Genomic DNA, 16,638 nt, shown 5'->3' with positions numbered 1-16,638 from the left:
GGCAGGTCGCCCTCCCACGGACACGGCAGGTCGCCGTCCCACTCTTACGGCAGTTGGCCTCCCACCGTGACGGCAGGCCGGCTCGCACGTCAGGCGAGGCCGCGGCCTGCGCAGACCAGGCGGGCGACTTCGCGGAGTTTGACGTTGTTCTCCTGCGAGTAGCGGCGCAGCACGTCGAAGGCCTGTTCCTCGGTGATGTGGTGGCGGCCCATGAGGATGCCCATGGCCTCGCCGATGGCGTGCCGGGTGGCGATGGCCTGTTCCATCTGGGCGTGGGTGCGGGCGCTGGAGAGAGCGACCGCGGCGTGGGAGGCGAGCAGCCAGCCGGCCGTCTCACTGGCCTCGGTGAACGCGCCGGGTTTGCGGGAGTAGAGGTTCAGCGCGCCGAGGTTCTCGTCCTCGGTGAACAGCAGGAAGCCCATCATGCTGCCCACGCCGAGCGAGTGGGCCCTGGGGGCGTAGGCGGGCCAGCGCTGGTGCTCGCCGGTGAGGTCGGGGATGCGGAAGAGCCGTTCTCCGCGCGTGCTGCGGGCGGCGTCGAAGCAGGGTCCTTCGCCGAGCTGTTCCTGGAGGCGGTCGCTGTCGACGACGAGTTGGTCGGTGGGGGCGAGGGTCTGCACCTTCGTGGCGTGCCGTACGAGAATGCCGGCGGCGTCGCAGCCGTCGACCAGTTCGGTGGCCGAGGCGGTGATCCGCTCCAGCGTGTCGTCGACCGAATCCTGTGCCAGCAGGTCACGTGCCATCGAGGCCATCTGCTGTGCGAACCGACCCCAGTCCACTCCGACTCCTGTTCATCGCCTGTCTGGAGAAGCCTCCTACCCAGCCTTTCACGCAACCTGCACAGCGGTGGCTGTGAGTGACGCTCCTTCTGACCGGAAGGTGACCTGTCCACGGTGCCGGAAGGTCACACGGAACGCAGGTCCGTGCAGCCTCTGGCGCGGCAGGCGTCGCAGCGGCGGGGGCGCGCCGGTGACGGTGGTTCGCTACCGTGTCGGTCCATGACGGTCCTGATCATCGGGGGCAGCGGTTTCCTGGGCGCCGCGCTGATCCGGCAGGCCGCCGCCGCGGGGCGGCAGACGTCCGCGACGTTCGCGTCCCGGCCCGGCAGTGCCTCGTACGGTGTGGCCTGGCATCCGCTCGACGTCCGCGATCCCGCGCGGGTCGCCGCGGTGATCGCGGATGTGGCCCCGTCGGTCGTGGTCAACGCGTCGAGCGGCGGCGCCGACTGGTCGGTCACCGCCGACGGCGCCGTCCGCGTGGCGCTGGCCGCCGCCGGGCAGGGCTGCCGCCTGGTCCATGTCTCCAGCGACGCGGTGTTCTCCGGTGCGCGCGTCCGGTACGACGAGAGCTGCCCGCCCGATCCCGTCACTCCGTACGGTGCCGCGAAGGCCGCTGCCGAGACGGCGGTGCGGCTGCTGGTGCCGGCCGCCGCCGTCGCCCGGACCTCGCTGATCGTCGGACACGGCCGGTCCGTGCACGAGCGCTTGGTGCACGCCCTGGCCGGCGGCACCCGTGTCGGGGCCTTGTTCACCGACGACATCCGCTGCCCGGTGCATGTCGACGACCTGGCCGCCGCCCTGTGGGAGATCGCGCTGTCCGACACGGCCGGGATGTTCCACCTCGCCGGGCCGGACGCCCTGAGCCGCCACGTTCCCTGTCAAGTTCTTCTGTTCAGTCTCCTGGAGCTCCTGAGTGCGTGCTTTTGATAGACCCAGGTCAGCCCCACCCGTCACTACGAGTTCAACCTGAGTAGTCCTCGAGTTGGCCGTCCGGGACGGGGCTGCCGGTGAGGATGTCCCACTCGTCGCCGCGGTGTACTTGGACGGCGATGTGGATCGGGCCGTTGGGGCGGCTGCGGGTGCCGGGGAGCGGGGATCGGGCTGCGGAGGGTCTCGATGGCGGGCGTGAAGGGCCGGCACCGGGCGGCTCTCCTGCGCTGTCCCTGTGTGTCAGCGGACGAGCCGTCGGGCGTCCCAGACGAGGATGGAGGCGCTGCCCAGGTGCCAGGTGGCCAGGTACCGGCCGTCGGGCGAGGTCCGCACGTGGTGGTCGTCCTTGCCGCGGCGGTCCGGGGTGAACTCGCCGAGCAGTTCGCCGGTGTCGGTCCGGTGGATGCGGACGGTGTCCCCCGGGACGGCGAGCCAGCGGCCGCCGTCGCCGAGGGCGAACCGGTGCGAGCCCGGGATGTGCAGGCGCTCCCGGCCGCCGGGCAGACCCAGGATCCGGACCCCGTCCAGGGTGACGGTGGCCAGCCAGCTGCCGTCGGGGGCGAAGGCCAGGCGGTAGACGGACCCCGGTGACGTGGGGAGTTCGGCCCGCAGTTTGCCGGAGACGGGGTCCCACAGCTGGATCCGCCCGCTCTGTTCGCCGACGGCGACGGTCCGGCCGTCCGGGGAGCAGGCCATGGCGGTGACGAGGGTGCGGTCGTCCGACTCCTTCCCGAGCCGTCTGATCGCGTAGGTCGTGCTGTCGATGACCGCGGGGCGGGGCCGGGTGTCGGTGGCGACCCAGGCACCGCCTGGGTCGAGGGCGAGTTGGGTGGTCCAGCCGTCGACCGACCGCAGGCGCCGGCCGGTGGCGGCGTCCCACCAGCGGGCGGCGTCGTAGTCCCCGGTGATGACCCGGCTGCCGTCCGGCGTGATCGCGCACACCTCGTGGATCCCCTCGGTCGGGCCCAGGACGTGCCGCACGCTCCGGTCGGCGACGTCGTGGATCCGGCTGGCCTTGTGGCCCGAGGCCGTCACCAGCCAGCTGCCGTCCGCCGCCAGGGCGACGTCCTTGACATACGACGGGGACGGCAGCACGCCCACCAGGGCTGACGTCAGGTCGGTGGCGACGCGACCCGGGGCCTCCTCCCGCAGCTCCTGCCGGAGGAGGTCGGCCTCCGCCCGCAGGACGGCCTCGCCGGCCAGGGCGTCTAGCAGCAGCCCTGCCCGGAGAACCGGGTCCGGGCAGGCGCGGTGCTCCAGGCGGTGGGCGACGCGGTCCACGGCCCGGCGGGCCGCGTCGATCTCGGGAGTGTCGAACATCTCCAGGTCCGCGCGGAGTGCGGCCACGCCGCAGACCCTGACCTTCGCGGCCTGCCAGCGGGGGTTTTGCACCAGTCGTACGGCGGCGGCGCGGTCGTGGGCGGCGATGTGCCAGGGCAGGTGGTGCCAGAGGTAGGTCTCGGCGACCGGCAGCTGCCACCAGTGGCCGCCCTCCGGCGGCAGGGTGACGGCCCGGGCAAGGACGCGGCGGTGCCCGGCGCGGATCTCCTCCGGGGTGCGGTGGGAGGAGATGAGGGCGTGCAGCCGTCCGGGGAACGTGATCCGCCGCAGTCCGTCGCCGCCCCGGGGCAGGGCGACGAGTCCCCGGCGTTCCATCATCGGCAGGACGGTCAGGGCGGGGCGCTCCGGCGTGACGTCCTCCCAGCCGACGGCCAGGTCCGACAGCAGGATTTCGACGTCCGGGGGGAGGGCGGTGAGCGCCAGGACCTCGTCCCGGAAGATGTGGAGGTCGGCCAGCGCCTCCCCCTCCGGGCCGCCACCCCACTCCGCCGCCCGGGCGGCCGCTGCGGCAGCTTGGGCCCGTTCGTACCGTTTCCCGCGCCGCAACCAGTCCATGTGCCGCCCCTCCCTACCCGACTGACGGACAGTCAATCAGAGCCTCTGCCGGCAACCCCGCGGGGGTGAGACCGCGCAAGCCGACGTCCGACCACAGACCCCAGGTCCGCGGCGTCAGCCACGACACCCGCGAGCTGACCGAGTCCGCAGCCCGGTCCCCTCGCCGCGACACATCCACCGGCATCGGACGCACCTGCCCCCACCGGAACAGCTTCGTGAAGGCCGCCTCCTCCCGGTCCCACTTCGCCCCGCTGATCCGCTCCGGGTTCTCCGGCGCCACACATCGCCAGTGCCGATAGTCACGAAGATCCCGTTCGGTGGCCCTTCGCCACGGAACCCCACGCGAGGACAAGAACTCGAGCAGCAACCGCGTATCCGTCGCGTAGTTGCGCTTCGACTCCCGTTCGAGCGTGCTGAATTCCCTCGAGCGGACGTAGTGCATCAGGTCCGCGTCGACCATCCCATCGGGCCTGATGAACACCGGATCGCCTGGCCGCAGCCCGATCCGTGCCACTGCCTCCGGCAGGTCCTGTACCCCCAGGACGCCGTCAGCTGGCAGCGCTCTCCACCGTCCCGAATCCGGGACCCACACCACATGCCACGTGCCCACCAGCCGCCTCCCCTGACGCTTGAACACAAGCAATCATCAGGGAAGCCACGATCTCGGTGTGCTGATCGCCCGGCGCGACGGCCTCGACGGCGAGCGGCTGCCCGCCGGACGACGGGCCGCGTCCGGTCTGCCCGGGGCCCTCGACGTACGGCTCGACAGCGGCGCGACGCAGGAGCGGCTGCGTACCAGGCTGCGCGGCGCGCGCGAGTTCCTTGACTGAGGTTCCCGCGCTGCGGCCGCGACGGCCGGCTGCCGCGCGAGGTCGCACGGGCTGCCGGGGCGCCGGGGCCCGACGCCGGCATGACCCAGACGGCCGGCCCGGCCCCACCCTGGTCCCGCCGCACCACTGTCGGCACCCCTCGTTACAGTGCTGACCACCTCACCCTGCCGCGCCCCACCGAGGGGCCTGGAAAGGATGTCCCCGCATGTCCATGTGGCTCGCCCTCGTAAAAATCGACCCCGCGCTGCTGGCCGCCCTCCAGGAGCGTCCGGAGTCGGTCGGCGCCCTGTTCTTCGAGGACGACGTCCCGGAGCCCCTCGTTTCCGGCGTGGACCCGACCGCGGACTCCTTCCACTACGACTACCGCCTGCTGTCGGACATGGCCGAAGGCCGGTCCGAAGCCGAGAAGGGCACCCCGAAGTGGCAGACGGCGTACCCCTGGCTGGCGCGGGCCACGGGCGAGAACTGCTCCGCCATCGAGGGGTCCGACTTCGGCTACGGTCCCGCGCACTTCCTGACCCCGCACGAGGTCGGGCAGGTCGCGGCGGGGCTGGCCGGCGAGCACTGGACGCACCGGGCCTCAGCCGCCCACTGGAACGCCGAGGCCGAGGAGCGGGACTTCGACGACCTCGTCCCGTTCTTCGCCAAGGCGGCAGCCGAAGGCAAGGCGATACTCGGCGGCGTGCACTAGCGGCGGCGGACCTGCCACGGACGAAACTCACTCACAGCCAGTTCTCCCGCGCGGCGTGCAGTTCCCCGACCGCCCGCACCGTTCGAACACCCGGCGCCGCCCCGGCCGCCCCGGCCTGGTCACCACCCCACAACGCCCCGGCCCGTCGGCCTGCCGGTGACGCCTCAGCTGCGCAGGGCAGGCGTCCTCAGGACACGCGACGCCCCCACGTCCCCCGCCGGATCGGCCGAAAGACCGCAGTGTTCGATTCCTTGCGCCGACCCGGGCCGGCTCGCCGACAGACCTGGGCAACTGAACCGACTGTGCGGCCCGTTGCGGGGCTACCGCCGTCTCGGCTATTCTGCCGCAACCAACTTCCCTTCACGGAGGACCAGTTGCAGCAGATCTCCCAACGGTGGAGCAGCACGACGCGTCTGCGCGTCTAGCTGCCTTCCGTAGCCGTGGTCCGACACCGGTCACTCAGGTGACGTGTGTCCGGATCCGGTAAGGGTTGATCCACAACTGGGAGGTTCTTCATGGCGGCGACCACTCCGCTCCAGCAGCAGGCCTGCAACCACCGTGCCCTGGAAGTCGTGTCCGTTCTTCTGCTGTCGACCGTCGTCGCCCTGAGCGCAGCGGTCATCACCGTCGCGCAGGGAGCCGGTGTGAGCACGGTCCTCACCACCAGCGCGAGCGTCTTCCTCGGCGTGTTCACCGTCGGCCTGACCGCCATCACCTACGTCAAGCACGGCAGCTGACCCCGCGGACAGGGGGGAGGCCGCAGACGGCCTCCCCCGGTCCCGAGCCGCTGTGCCAGCCACGTTCCCTCAGCCACTCCCTCCGGCCGGACCGAACACCCAGCCCCTCGGGCCTCCGTGAGGACGTGGCCGCGTGACCAACCCGGAAGGCCGGACGCCTCGGCGACCTGCTGGTCGCTCAGTCCGGCCACGAGGCTTCCAGTGTCCGATGCGCTGCGAACACAGCTGCGACGGGAGGTTGCATGAGCCTGCGTCCTACAGGGCCGGGATCTGGTTGTGGACTGCCGGGGCCTGGGCAGCGAGTGCCCTGAGTGGTTCATCGCTCAGCCGGCATACCGTCCACTCGTTCAGCAGCTCCACGCCGAGTGACGTGTAGAAGTCGATCGTCGGTTCGTTCCAGGCCAGGACCCACCACTCGAAGCGCTCGTAGCCGTTCTTTTGACAGACCGCGGCCAGGGAGGCGAGCAGAGCCTTGCCGTGTCCTCCGCCTCGGGCGTGCGACCGCACGTAGAGGTCCTCCAGGTGCATGCCGCGCGTGCCGGTCCAGGTCGAGAAGCGGGGGAACCACAGGGCATAGCCCACGGTCTGCCCCGTCTCGTCGTCCTCGGCGATCAGTGCGAATGCAGCGGGATGTTCTCCGAACAGCGCGTCGCGGAGCTGTTCCTCGGTCGTTCGGGCCTGCTCAGCGGCCCGTTCGTACTCAGCGAGTTCACGGATCATCGCGCGGATCTCCGCGATGTCGTCCACAGTGGCGGCCCGGATCATGCCGGAGATCATCGGCCACCGTACCGAGCCGTGTCCATCCGATTCCGCGCCCGCTCCTGATCAGTCCTGCACCACGCTCGCCGCGGTCACATTCTCGATCACGCGGCCGAGTTTGGTCTTGGCCCGGGTCAGGTCCCGGATACGTGCGGCGATGCGGTCGCGTTCGGTGATGAGCTGGTCGAGCATGGCGGGGGTCGCGACGCCGGTGCTCACGCACGGCAGGAGTTCGACGACGGTACGGCTGGAGAGGCCGGCCGCGAAGAGGTCCTGGATGAGCTGGACCCGCTCCAGGGCTTCGTCGGGATAGTCACGCTGCCCACCGGGCGTCCGGGCCGATTCCAGGAGGCGCTGTTCCTCGTAGTAGCGCAGGGCTCGCACGCTGACCCCTGACCGCCTGGCGAGCTGTCCGATGCGCATGACGCAGGTCACTCTCTTCCCGCTCGTACCTCGTGTTGACGTCAGATTTAAGCTAGCAATACCGGCTCCGGGGTCGATCGAACCATTGCCGGTGCTGAGATTGATCATGCCCCGGCGGCGGACCTGAGGGCGTTCACGCGGTTCAAGTGTGCACGGCAGGCCTCGCGTCGTGCCGTGATCGCCGAGCTCGCCAGAGGTCACATGAGTGTAGATCTTGGCGGGCGGCGTGCCCTCTGACCGTGCGCCAGGTGTTGCCAGTGACGCTTGCTGTTCTCCGTAGCAGCGCAGATCCCTCACGCTCACCCCGCCCGCTCGGCAACCTCACCGATCCGCGTCTGCCCTCCTCGTGGCCGGGCGCAGTTGCGCTTGCCGACTTGCACCTCACGTCAACGTCAGGTCGTAGCGTGACGGACGTCGGATGAACACGTCATTCCGGCCCGTCAAAGTAAGGCAGACCATTATGCGCGCAGCCCGGTTCCACGAATACGGCGGAGCGGAGAGCCTGGTGATCGAGCAGGCCCCCGACCCCCACCCCGGACCCGGTGAGATTCGTGTCCGCGTCGCGGCGGCCAGCGTCAATCCCATCGACTGGAAGCTGCGCTCCGGCGCCCTGCACCAGATCCTCCCCCTGGATCTGCCCGACATTCCCGGGCGCGACGGCGCCGGTGTGGTCGACGAGATCGGCGACGGGGTGCAGGGGGTGAGCATCGGCGACCGGGTCTTCGGACTGGGCGGTGTCACCGGGGCGACCGCAGAGCTGCTCATCCTCTCCGCCTGGGCGCACACCCCCGCCACATGGAACGACGAGCAGGCCGCTGGTGCCGGTCTTGCGTCAGTGACCGCGATAGGTGGACTGAACGCGCTCGGCCCCCTCGCGGGGCGCACCCTCCTCGTCGAGGGTGCTGCCGGAGGCGTGGGCAGCGCGGCGGTCGAGATCGCCGTGGCACAAGGTGCTGCCACCGTGATCGGGACGGCCAGCGAACGCAACCACGAGTTCCTCACCTCTCTCGGCGCCGTTCCCACCACCTACGGCCCTGGCCTCGCACAGCGCCTCACCGCCCTCGCTCCGCACGGCGTCGACATGGTGCTCGACACCGCGGCCTCCGGCTCCCTGGACGACCTCGTCGCGATCGCGGGCGACCCGAAGTGCGTCGCGACGGTCGCCGACCACGCGGGCGGGCAGCGCCTGGGCACGCATGTGGTCAACGCGGTGAACGACTCCGCCCTGCTGTCTGCGGCGGCGGAACTGGGCGGGCAAGGCCGCTACACACCCCGCATCGAACAGACCTACCCCCTGGAACGGATCGCCGACGCCCACGCGCACGCCGAGCGCGGACGCACCCGCGGAAAGATCGTGATCTGTATCTGAACAGGCCGATCTGCGTCTGAACAGGCCCACGGGGCAGGGAACTCGCGACGTGCGGGCCTGCGTGGAGAGCGTGCCCTCGATCGGTACCGGATCGGGTGCGGGTCGCGGGCCCGGCAGTAGGGTGAGAGGGTGACCGCTCTGCCGGACGACCGGCCGCCGCTGATCGGCGAAGAGGACCGTGACACGGCCGTGCGGCGCCTGCGGGAGGCGTACGCCGAAGGCCACCTCTCGCACGAGGATCTGGACGAACGCCTGCACCGGGTGCTGACCGTCACCACGCACGGCGAGCTCGTGTCGGCGCTGGCCTCGCTGCCGGAGGAGAACGCGGGCACCACGTCCACGATCGCCGCGGCCGGCGGGCGGATCAGGCGCAGCGGGGCATGGCGGGTACCGCGGTTCCTCAAGGTCGAGTCCGCTTTCGGAAGCGTACGTCTGGACCTGTCCCGGGCGGTCTTCGAGCATCCGGTGGTCGACATCGAGCTGCAGCTCGGCACCGGCCGGGCGAAGATCACGGTGCCGCGCGACGCGATCGTCGAGTACGAGGATCTGCACACCGGGTGGAAGGACACGCGGTACCGGGCCCCGCGCAGTTCCCGCGGCGGCGGGCCGAGGATCCGGATCTCCGGGGCCATGGGGTTCGGACGGCTGAAGATCCGTCACGCACGGCGTTGAGGTTCCGTCACGCACGGCGTTGAGGTTCCGTCGGGCGTCAGGTCTGTGCCGGCGCGACGCCCGTGCCGCCCTTACGGGGACGGGCGTCGGCCGGTGTCCGTCGCGGAGTCGGGCGTGGCGTGCACGGGCAGGAGCCGGGGGCGTTTCGCGGTGCGGGCGTCGCCGGAGGACCGGCCGCGCAGACGGCGTCCGAGCCAGGGGCCGAGGTGTGCGGCCGCCCAGCGCAGTTCGGCTCCTGCGGCCTGCCGGCGCGAGGGGACCGTCCGTGGCGGGAGGGGGAGCGTCCAGGCGTCGTCGCTTCCGGGCAGGTGGACGGCCTGGGCGAGGGCCGCGGCGATCCGTTCGTGGCCGAGGGCGCTTGCGTGCAGCCGGTCCGCGGTCCACATCCGTGGGTCGGTGGTGGCGGCCTGCCGGCCGGTTTCGGCGACCGCGACGCCGTGACGGGCGGCCGCGGCGCGGATGCGGGTATTGAGGTCGGCCACGCGGGACCTGAGGGGCCGGGCGAGGGGCGCGATCTTCGCGAGGTCGGGGAAGGTCAGTGTCACCACATGGGTCCCGGCATCGGTGAGCGCGGCGAACATCTCTTCCAGGTGCCCGGCCGTCTCCGCGGCGTCGTACCGCGGCCGGAGCAGGTCGTTGACCCCGGCGACGACGGTGGCCAGGTCGGGGCGCAGGGCCAGGGCAGGTCCCAGCTGTTCCGTGCGGACCTGGCCGGCGGTACGTCCGCGTACGGCCAGATTGGCGTATTGGAGGCCGGGGTCGAGGGCTGCGAGGTGCTCGGCGAACCGGTCGGCGAAGCCGCGCAGGCCGACGGTGTCGTCGCCGTCGCCCAGTCCTTCGGTCTGGCTGTCGCCCAGGGCGACGTAGCGCAGGTATGCACCGCTCGGCATGAGTCGTCCGCCTTTCGCGCAGGACGGCTGCGATCCGCAGGCACCGGTCCCGGTCCCGGTGGCCCTCTTCGTCCGCATGGCCGCGCAGTTGACGCGGCTCCTTGCCTCGTCCGCCGCTCAGCATACTCAATAAAATGACTAGTCATATCCTTGGGTGTCGGGAGAGGTCAGGAGACCGCTGAGCGCTTGCGCGCCGCCGGGGAGAAGGGCCGGCTCGCCGCACGGGACCGCCCGTTCCCCGCGGGCCCGCGCCTGTACAGCCCCGGTGAAGTCCGGGCGCCCTTCGGGGACAAGCCCGTCACCGCAGGTGTCGTGGTGGGTTCCGGAGCGGTTTCCGGGGCGTGCGGAATTCTGTTTCCGTGCAGCGCACAGGCTGCCGGACTTTCCGGGCAGGTCCCGGATTTGCGTGGGGCGAGGTCCCGTTCTGCCGGGCCGCGAGAACGTGCCAGGGGGTTCCTGCCGGTAACAGGAACCCCCTGCGTTTCCCCGGTGGGTCGTGCTGCCGAGCCCAGGAAGACAGGACAGTTCCTACGGGGGTGCGGCCGGGCCGCTGTCATCCAGCTCATCACCGAACCGCCTCCGCCGCACGATCGTTCGCGTCTTCGGGAGCCTTCGGAAGGGGCGCCGGGGTTTCGGAACGCCGTACACGCAGGTCACAGCGGTGCGGGTCGAGGCGGAGGGGATTGCGCCGCGGCCGGGCGCGCCAGTGGCGGCGGTGGCGGCGGCAAGAAGCCGGTCAGCATGCGGCACGGACCGAAGAATTCAGAAATAGATCGGAATACCCGTCAGCCGGTAACGGAAAAGCGGAATCCTGATGCGGCAGGAGCCTCCTCGGCCTCTTGAGTTCCGCTCGCGCAACAGCCCTGCCGCGGAACATCCTCGCATTTTCAGGACCGGGGAATCCAGAACGTCTCGTGGCCCGGCCGGTAACCGGACACGGGGTGCTCCGTGCGGCGTCCGTGACGCCGCGCCCAGGAAGACAGGAATTCGTTCATGCTGCATCGGTACAGCCCCCGCCGCCGGTCCCCGGCCGGCGCGCCCGGCATCGTCACGGCCGTCGGCGCGGTCGCCGCGGGAGGTGTGTGATGACGTGGGACCAGGTGCCCGGCAGGCGGCAGGCGGAGCACGAGACCGTTCCGCCGCGGATCGGCGGCCAGCAGCAGTTCCGTGAGGAACTGACGCGACTGCGCACCGGGCTCGGGGTGTCGCTCGCCCAGCTCGAGCAGGCCAGCCAGCGGCAGGGCAAGCGGCTGCCGCCGGCCACCGTCTCCAATGTGCTGTCGCGGGACCGGCTGCCGGAGTGGGAGTTCGTCGCCGATTTCCTGGCCGCGTGCGGTCTGGACGAGGCGCGGCGCGGGCCCTGGCAGCAGGCCTGGCGGGAGCTGGCCGCGGTGTCCGCGACCCAGGTTTCCGTCCCGGCACCGGCACCGGCACCGGCCCCTGCCCCTGTTCCGGCTCCGGCTGGGGCTCCGGTTGGGGCTGTTGGGGCTGGGGCTGGGGCTGGGGCCCCCGGTGGTTCGGAAGCCGCAGCCGCTTCTCCTCCCCCGGCCGGGTCCTCTCCCCCGGACCCTCCCCCGGTGTCTTCGCCGCCTCCGACAGCGCCCCCCGGCAAGCAGCCGGACAAGTCCCCGGACGACATCCCGCCCGCCGGCGGCCGCCGGTGGAAGGCGTGGCGGGCCCGCCTGGCGGGGCACCGCGCCGCCGTGGCGGTCTGCGCCGCCCTCGCGCTCGCGGCGGCCGCCGGCGTGTACGCCGTCGACGAGCACCACAAGAGCGAACGGCAGGAGCAGCAGCGCAGACAGGAGCAGCAGCGGCAGGACACGTACCGCAAGGAGCACTGCGGGACCATGAACCCGGCGCTGGTGACCCGGGCCGGCGGGGAGTGCACGGGAGTGACCGACGGCCTCGACCGCTCCGATGTGTTCGGTTCCGCCCTGGAGCCCGTGCTGACGGCCATCGGCGCGGAGAACCACCGGGCGACCCGCGACGGCCACTACGTCACCATCGCGTTCCTGGCGCCGCTGACCTCGGTGGGCAGCGCGGGCAAGGCCAAGGATCTGACGCTCGACCAGTTCGTCGGGGAGGTCGAGGGCGCCTACACGGCCGTCGAACGGGCCAACGCCGACGACGGCCCGCTGAAGATCCGTCTGGTGCTGGCCAACATGGGCAGCGGCGAACTGCACTGGAAAAGGGCCGTCGACACGCTGACCGGGCTGGCCGAGGCCGACAACCTGGTCGCGGTCACCGGGATGGGGCTGAGCCAGCAGGAGTCCGTCGACGCCGCCCGCACGCTCGGCGCCAAGGACATCCCCATGGTCGCCGACCTCATCACCGCCGACGGCTTCGACACCACCGGCATCATCGACAGTGCGAAGAACGCACCGAGACGCATCAACGGGCTGGTCCGCGTCACCCTGACCAACGCGGCCCAGCTGGGGGCGCTCGGCAAAGAACTGGACGGCGACACGCGCACCGCCGCGCTGGTGCGCACCGCCAAGACCCCCAACGGCACCGACGACTTCTACACCGACTCCCTCTACGAGGACTTCCGCACCGTCGACGGGCTGAAGAAGCACCTCGACCCCGCGGCGGACGACTTCATCTTCGACCCCCGCGGCGGAGTGGCGTCGATCCTGGGCGCCATCGGCCAGAACCTGTGCGGCACCGGGCGTCCCGTCGACACCGTGTACTTCGCGGCCCGGGAGAAGTACCTGCCCGACTTCCTCCAGGCGCTCAGCCGGCGCAGCTGCCACCGCCGGCCCATCACCGTCGTCTCCGGATCCGACACCGCGGCCCTGGACCCCAAGACCCTCGCCGCCCTGAACCAGGACGGCGAGGCCCCCATCGCCGTGCTGTACGCCTCCCTGCCCACCGCCGCGCAGCTGCGCGGCCCCGGCAACAGCGACCACAACCTGTACGAGCAGTTCCTCGACGCGTTCGGCGGCGACCACCACGGGCAGAAGTTCCCCGCCGCCCACGCCACCCGCGGCTACTGGCCCGTCCTGGCCCACGACGCCGTCCTCACCGCCGTCACCGCCATCCGCAACGCCACCACCCCCACCACCGCCCGCCCCAACCGGTACGCCGTCCTCAACCACCTCTACGCCCTCACCGACGGCGCCGTCCCCGCCGCCACCGGGCGCTTCGGCATCGACCCCACCGGGAACCGCACCAAGGTCCCCATCACCATCCACCGGCTCGGCGCCACCGTCTGAACCCCTGACGTCCTGAGCCCGGCCCCGGGCATCCCGGCCGTGTCGCCGGGGGGGTGCCCGCCGTCGTACGGGTATCCCGGCCTCGTCCATGACAGCCGGGCCGCTGCGCCCGGTGTGGGACGCGCTGTCCGGAAGAACCCGGAGACAGGGGCAATCCGTCTCGCCGTCCGCTGCGGATTACCCAGGGCGCGGGTTCGTCATGAGCCGCGCGTGAGCACCCGCCGGGAACGAGGGATACGGGTACCGGCGGTGGGCTCCCGGGCCCTCGTGCACGGCGGTGCGCGAGGGCCCGGTCCACGCCCGGCCGCGTCCTGGCCCCGTCCTCGCGCCGCCGGCACCGCGGGGGCCGCCCGGAGAACCGGGGTGCGGTGCCGGGCCGGGCGGCCGCTCTCCCGGCAGGTGCCCTCCGGTTCCTCATGCCTCGGCGCGGGTCCCGGCAGGTGCGCCGCGGCCGCGGTTTCCGCACCGTGCGCGGCGAGGGTCTCGTGCGGGCGGGGGTGAGCGCGGTGCGCGTCGCCTCGGCCGCGGCCCGGTGGGAACCGGACGTCTTCACCGATGCCGGTCGCGCCGCGCTGGACCGGGCCTTCTTCGGACGGGTGCGGGCGTTCGTCTGTCGCCTTGTCACCCGCGCCGCCGGGTCGGTGCCGTTCCTGCTGCGGTTCGTGTCCGGCGGGAGGGCGCTCGGCGGGCCGTGTCCGGGGCCCGGCCCGGGATGCGGCCGCGGTGTCGGAGGGCCTGCAGGGTCGCCTGGGCGGGGGCCGGGGGCGGGGCCTGGCGGCCGGGCCCCCGCCGCAGGAGGCCGGCGGGGTGTCAGTTCGCGGAGCGGACGCGGTCGTGTGCCGCGGCGGTCATCTGGTAGTAGGTCGCGAGTTTGTAGTACTCCTCGCTGGGCGACAGCGCGCCCGCGTAGACGAGTACCCGCTCGCCCTCGTACGCGTGCGGGGCGCTCCGCGCGAATTTCTCCAGCTTCGGCTCGATCCGGGCGGGCAGTGCCACCGGGTCCGTGGTCCTCGTGGAGAAGCTGATCCGCTCGATCTTCGAGGAGTCCCAGCCGAAGGTGGGGTACAGGGCCGATGAGGTCTCGATGAATTCCAGCAGTTGCGCGCTCGGCTCGGGGAGGCCGAATTCGCTGAGCATGGAGAGGACCGCTGTGCGCTGTACGTGTTCGGCGGAGAGGCCGTTGAAGTACACGTTCCATGTGCGGCGCGCGTAGTCGATCGCGATGGCCGAGATCTTGTCGTCCAGGCCGTAGGCGGCGAACGAGGTCACGTGCTCGGACAGGCCGCTGGGCATGGAGGGGATGTCGGCGAGCTCCGCCACGCTCTGCAGGTCGCCGAGCGGGAAGAAGGCGTAGGTCTTGTGGAAGCCGCTGGTGATTCCGTGGTCGACGCCGTACGCCTGGAGGGGGAATCGCGCCTGGATGTCCGAGAAGAGGGCGCGGATGGGGTGGTCGGTTTCGTCGACCAGGCCGTGTGAGAGGGCGAGCTGGTAGGGGTCGCCGGCGCTGGGGGGCAGCGTGAAGTCGAAGGAGAGGTCTCCTATGCGGCCGCCGCTGGTCACCATGTTGAAGACGATGGCGCCGTCGGTGAGGACATCCTCGAATGCGGTCAGGGTGGGCCACATCTGCTCACGGGAGCAGGCTATGTCCAACAGGTCGGCCGCTTCTTCCACGGCTGAGTACACACGTTGGATGTTGGCTTTTCCAGACATCAATCCCCCAGATGTCGACATGAAACCTTTGCTTATTGCTCGTGGCGCACAGCATGGGTCGTCTGTCTTGGCCAGGACTGGAGGGTGAGTTGGCGCCGGCTTGGCGGCCCGGAGCCGGTGTCCTGCCAGGTGGTCAGGGGCGGCCGTGGGCGGTGCGGGACCGGGCGTCAGTCCTGCCGTTCGGGGGTGTGGACGATCAGGCCGTCCATCGCTTCGGTCACCTTCAGCCGGCAGCTGAGGCGGCTGGTGGGGCGGCGGGGGCAGACGGTGTAGTCGAGCAACCGGTCCTCGTCGGGCTGCCGGGGGTCCAGTGTGCCGACGGCGGTGTCGTCGACGTAGACGTGGCAGGTCGCGCACTGGGCGTTGCCGCCGCACTGGGCGACGATCCCTTCGATGTCGTTGAAGACGGCGCCGCGCATGACGCTGGTGCCGACGGGGACGTCGACGGTCCGCTCGGTGCCGCCGGCGGAGATGTACGTGATCTTGGGCATGGGGACTCCTCGGGGAGCGCTTGACCATGCGTGGGCGTGTGCTCAAAGGTCGGTCAAGCGGCCGATGAAAAAGGGTGGAGTACCGCTGGAGACGGGGCGGGGACGCGACACCTCGTCCACTCGGCTCCGCGCGGCGGCCGTCGGGACACGCGATGCCCGAGCCGTGGAAAGTGAGCGAAAACGGACCGTAGCAGAGGATTTTCCCGCTCGCCAGGTCCAGCTCTGCTCGAGGACGGCTAGGAGCGGGAACGGTTCGGGTCCGGCAGGCGGTGGGTCATGAAGGGCCGCGAGGTGATGAACTCCCGTAATCTCAGGGCCGCTTCGGACAGGTAGGCGTCGCGGCGCCAGACGAGGGTGAGCACGCGGTGGCAGGCGGGGGCGTCCAGGTGCACCCAGGCCACCGGGACGCGGGTCTCGGTGCCGGCCTGGCGGGACATCGCGGGGATGAGGCCGATGCCGAGACCGGCGCTGATCAGGACCTGGCTCGCGCCCGGCTCGTCGCCCTCGCAGGACAGCAGGGGCGTGAGGCCCTCGGACGCGAACAGCGTCTCCAGGAGGGTGCGTTGCCAGTGACCTTTGCGGGTGGTGACGAAGGGCTCGTCGGCGATCTCGCGGATCGTCACGGACTCCCGTCCGTCCAGCCAGTGGCCGCGCGGGACGGCGAGCAGCACCTCTTCGCGGGTGAGCTCGAGCGACTCCAGGTGGGTGCCGTTCAGTTGCTGGGAGGCGACGCAGAAGTCGACCTCGCCGACGCGCAGTTGGCGTTCCATCTCCTCCGCGTTCGACTGGAAGAGCCGCACGTCGGCGTAGGGCTGGGTGGCGCGGAAGCTGCCGAGGACCGTGGTGATGGTCAAGAGCGTCTCGCAGGCGATGCTGACCCGGCCGAGGCCGAGTTCGCCGGCCTCGCGAACGGCCCGGATGCCGTCGTCGAGTTCGCTGAGGGCGCGGTCGACGTGGCGCAGGAACATCGATCCGTACGCGTTGAGCTTGATGCCGCGGCCCTGGCGTTCGAACAGCGTGGAGCCGAGCTCGGCCTCCAGGCGCGCGATGGTGCGGCTGAGGGAGGGCTGGGCGACGCTCAGTTCCTCCGCGGCGCGGCTGATGTGCTCGTAGCGGGCGACGGTCTGGAAGTAGCGCAACTGCAGCAGATCCACGAGCCACCTTCACTTATGTCTTTTGAGGCATCGTCACATGGCAAAACCGGTCTTGGAAAGCATGAGCATTTCTCTCTACGGTCTGATCGAGG

Annotated in this window: 15 protein-coding genes and 1 pseudogene; 7 read left to right on the top strand and 9 right to left on the bottom strand. The window is 71.2% G+C overall.

All coding sequences use genetic code 11. The features are described from left to right. Positions 1-89: 89 nt before the first annotated feature. Positions 90-779, bottom strand: coding sequence for a GAF and ANTAR domain-containing protein (locus tag OG933_RS44455; RefSeq protein ID WP_405624780.1), 690 nt, complete (start codon positions 777-779; stop codon positions 90-92). 219 nt (positions 780-998) lie between these two features. On the opposite strand from OG933_RS44455, the gene OG933_RS44450 reads away from it, so the two are divergent. After that, a complete protein-coding gene (locus OG933_RS44450; protein WP_405624781.1) occupies positions 999-1,706 on the top strand; it encodes an SDR family oxidoreductase in 708 nt (235 codons plus the stop codon). Between the two features lie 243 nt (positions 1,707-1,949). Here OG933_RS44450 and OG933_RS44445 read toward each other — a convergent pair whose 3' ends face one another. Together OG933_RS44445 and OG933_RS44440 are read right to left on the bottom strand one after the other, a co-directional pair. Then, positions 1,950-3,605, bottom strand: coding sequence for a WD40 repeat domain-containing protein (locus OG933_RS44445; protein ID WP_405624782.1), 1,656 nt, complete (start codon positions 3,603-3,605; stop codon positions 1,950-1,952). 13 nt (positions 3,606-3,618) lie between these two features. After that, positions 3,619-4,242, bottom strand: a complete 624-nt coding sequence (locus OG933_RS44440) for a hypothetical protein (protein ID WP_405624783.1) — start codon at positions 4,240-4,242, stop codon at positions 3,619-3,621. A gap of 19 nt (positions 4,243-4,261) precedes the next feature. Here OG933_RS44440 and OG933_RS44435 point away from each other — a divergent pair. From OG933_RS44435 to OG933_RS44425, 3 genes and pseudogenes are all read left to right on the top strand, one after another. Further along, positions 4,262-4,435, top strand: a pseudogene (locus OG933_RS44435) (dTDP-4-dehydrorhamnose reductase); the annotation flags it as partial. Between the two features lie 205 nt (positions 4,436-4,640). Next, positions 4,641-5,126, top strand: a complete 486-nt coding sequence (locus OG933_RS44430; protein WP_405624784.1) for a hypothetical protein — start codon at positions 4,641-4,643, stop codon at positions 5,124-5,126. A 515-nt stretch (positions 5,127-5,641) separates the two neighbouring features. Continuing rightward, positions 5,642-5,863 (top strand): hypothetical protein, encoded by a 222-nt coding sequence (locus tag OG933_RS44425; protein WP_054238908.1) that lies wholly within the window; start codon positions 5,642-5,644, stop codon positions 5,861-5,863. 255 nt (positions 5,864-6,118) lie between these two features. Here OG933_RS44425 and OG933_RS44420 read toward each other — a convergent pair whose 3' ends face one another. Together OG933_RS44420 and OG933_RS44415 are read right to left on the bottom strand one after the other, a co-directional pair. Then, positions 6,119-6,628, bottom strand: a complete 510-nt coding sequence (locus OG933_RS44420) for a GNAT family N-acetyltransferase (protein ID WP_405624785.1) — start codon at positions 6,626-6,628, stop codon at positions 6,119-6,121. Between the two features lie 60 nt (positions 6,629-6,688). Then, positions 6,689-7,045 carry a MerR family transcriptional regulator gene (locus OG933_RS44415; RefSeq protein WP_362276691.1) on the bottom strand — a complete coding sequence of 119 codons (357 nt, stop codon included), beginning with the start codon at positions 7,043-7,045 and terminating at the stop codon, positions 6,689-6,691. Positions 7,046-7,505: 460 nt separating this feature from the next. Between OG933_RS44415 and OG933_RS44410 the strand changes: the two genes are divergently transcribed. Together OG933_RS44410 and OG933_RS44405 are read left to right on the top strand one after the other, a co-directional pair. Continuing rightward, the gene (locus OG933_RS44410) at positions 7,506-8,414 is read left to right on the top strand and encodes an NADP-dependent oxidoreductase (protein WP_405624786.1); all 909 of its coding nucleotides are present in this window, start codon (positions 7,506-7,508) and stop codon (positions 8,412-8,414) included. A 129-nt stretch (positions 8,415-8,543) separates the two neighbouring features. Beyond that, positions 8,544-9,086: a DUF1707 domain-containing protein gene (locus OG933_RS44405; protein WP_405624787.1), complete on the top strand. Its 543-nt coding sequence runs from the start codon at positions 8,544-8,546 to the stop codon at positions 9,084-9,086. Between the two features lie 71 nt (positions 9,087-9,157). On the opposite strand, the gene OG933_RS44400 is transcribed toward OG933_RS44405, so the two are convergent. Further along, positions 9,158-9,976, bottom strand: a complete 819-nt coding sequence (locus OG933_RS44400) for an SGNH/GDSL hydrolase family protein (protein WP_405624788.1) — start codon at positions 9,974-9,976, stop codon at positions 9,158-9,160. A 1,085-nt stretch (positions 9,977-11,061) separates the two neighbouring features. On the opposite strand from OG933_RS44400, the gene OG933_RS44395 reads away from it, so the two are divergent. After that, complete coding sequence (locus OG933_RS44395) at positions 11,062-13,191, top strand: helix-turn-helix domain-containing protein (protein WP_405624789.1); 2,130 nt, start codon at positions 11,062-11,064, stop codon at positions 13,189-13,191. Between the two features lie 810 nt (positions 13,192-14,001). Here OG933_RS44395 and OG933_RS44390 read toward each other — a convergent pair. The 3 genes from OG933_RS44390 to OG933_RS44380 all read right to left on the bottom strand — a co-directional run bounded on the left by OG933_RS44390 (position 14,002) and on the right by OG933_RS44380 (position 16,546). Continuing rightward, positions 14,002-14,874, bottom strand: a complete 873-nt coding sequence (locus tag OG933_RS44390) for an aromatic prenyltransferase (protein ID WP_405624790.1) — start codon at positions 14,872-14,874, stop codon at positions 14,002-14,004. A 194-nt stretch (positions 14,875-15,068) separates the two neighbouring features. Then, positions 15,069-15,392, bottom strand: coding sequence for a 2Fe-2S iron-sulfur cluster-binding protein (locus OG933_RS44385; RefSeq protein ID WP_405624791.1), 324 nt, complete (start codon positions 15,390-15,392; stop codon positions 15,069-15,071). A 236-nt stretch (positions 15,393-15,628) separates the two neighbouring features. Continuing rightward, on the bottom strand, positions 15,629-16,546 hold the full coding sequence (locus OG933_RS44380) for a LysR family transcriptional regulator (RefSeq protein WP_362535156.1): 918 nt from the start codon (positions 16,544-16,546) through the stop codon (positions 15,629-15,631). Between the last annotated feature and the right edge of the window lie 92 nt (positions 16,547-16,638).

The organism is Streptomyces sp. NBC_00016 (assembly GCF_045040885.1).
Taxonomy (GTDB): domain Bacteria; phylum Actinomycetota; class Actinomycetes; order Streptomycetales; family Streptomycetaceae; genus Streptomyces; species Streptomyces coriariae.
Note: the sequence above shows the minus strand (reverse complement) of the source record. Positions and strands in the feature narration are given on the sequence as shown.

Bases quoted from the DNA above. Each gene is read 5' to 3' on its own strand.
- OG933_RS44415 (WP_362276691.1), bottom strand. From the start codon at position 7,045: ATGCGCATCGGACAGCTCGCCAGGCGGTCAGGGGTCAGCGTGCGAGCC.
- OG933_RS44395 (WP_405624789.1), top strand. From the start codon at position 11,062: ATGACGTGGGACCAGGTGCCCGGCAGGCGGCAGGCGGAGCACGAGACC.
- OG933_RS44420 (WP_405624785.1), bottom strand. From the start codon at position 6,628: ATGATCCGGGCCGCCACTGTGGACGACATCGCGGAGATCCGCGCGATG.
- OG933_RS44425 (WP_054238908.1), top strand. From the start codon at position 5,642: ATGGCGGCGACCACTCCGCTCCAGCAGCAGGCCTGCAACCACCGTGCC.
- OG933_RS44385 (WP_405624791.1), bottom strand. From the start codon at position 15,392: ATGCCCAAGATCACGTACATCTCCGCCGGCGGCACCGAGCGGACCGTC.
- OG933_RS44450 (WP_405624781.1), top strand. From the start codon at position 999: ATGACGGTCCTGATCATCGGGGGCAGCGGTTTCCTGGGCGCCGCGCTG.
- OG933_RS44410 (WP_405624786.1), top strand. From the start codon at position 7,506: ATGCGCGCAGCCCGGTTCCACGAATACGGCGGAGCGGAGAGCCTGGTG.
- OG933_RS44445 (WP_405624782.1), bottom strand. From the start codon at position 3,605: ATGGACTGGTTGCGGCGCGGGAAACGGTACGAACGGGCCCAAGCTGCC.
- OG933_RS44400 (WP_405624788.1), bottom strand. From the start codon at position 9,976: ATGCCGAGCGGTGCATACCTGCGCTACGTCGCCCTGGGCGACAGCCAG.
- OG933_RS44430 (WP_405624784.1), top strand. From the start codon at position 4,641: ATGTCCATGTGGCTCGCCCTCGTAAAAATCGACCCCGCGCTGCTGGCC.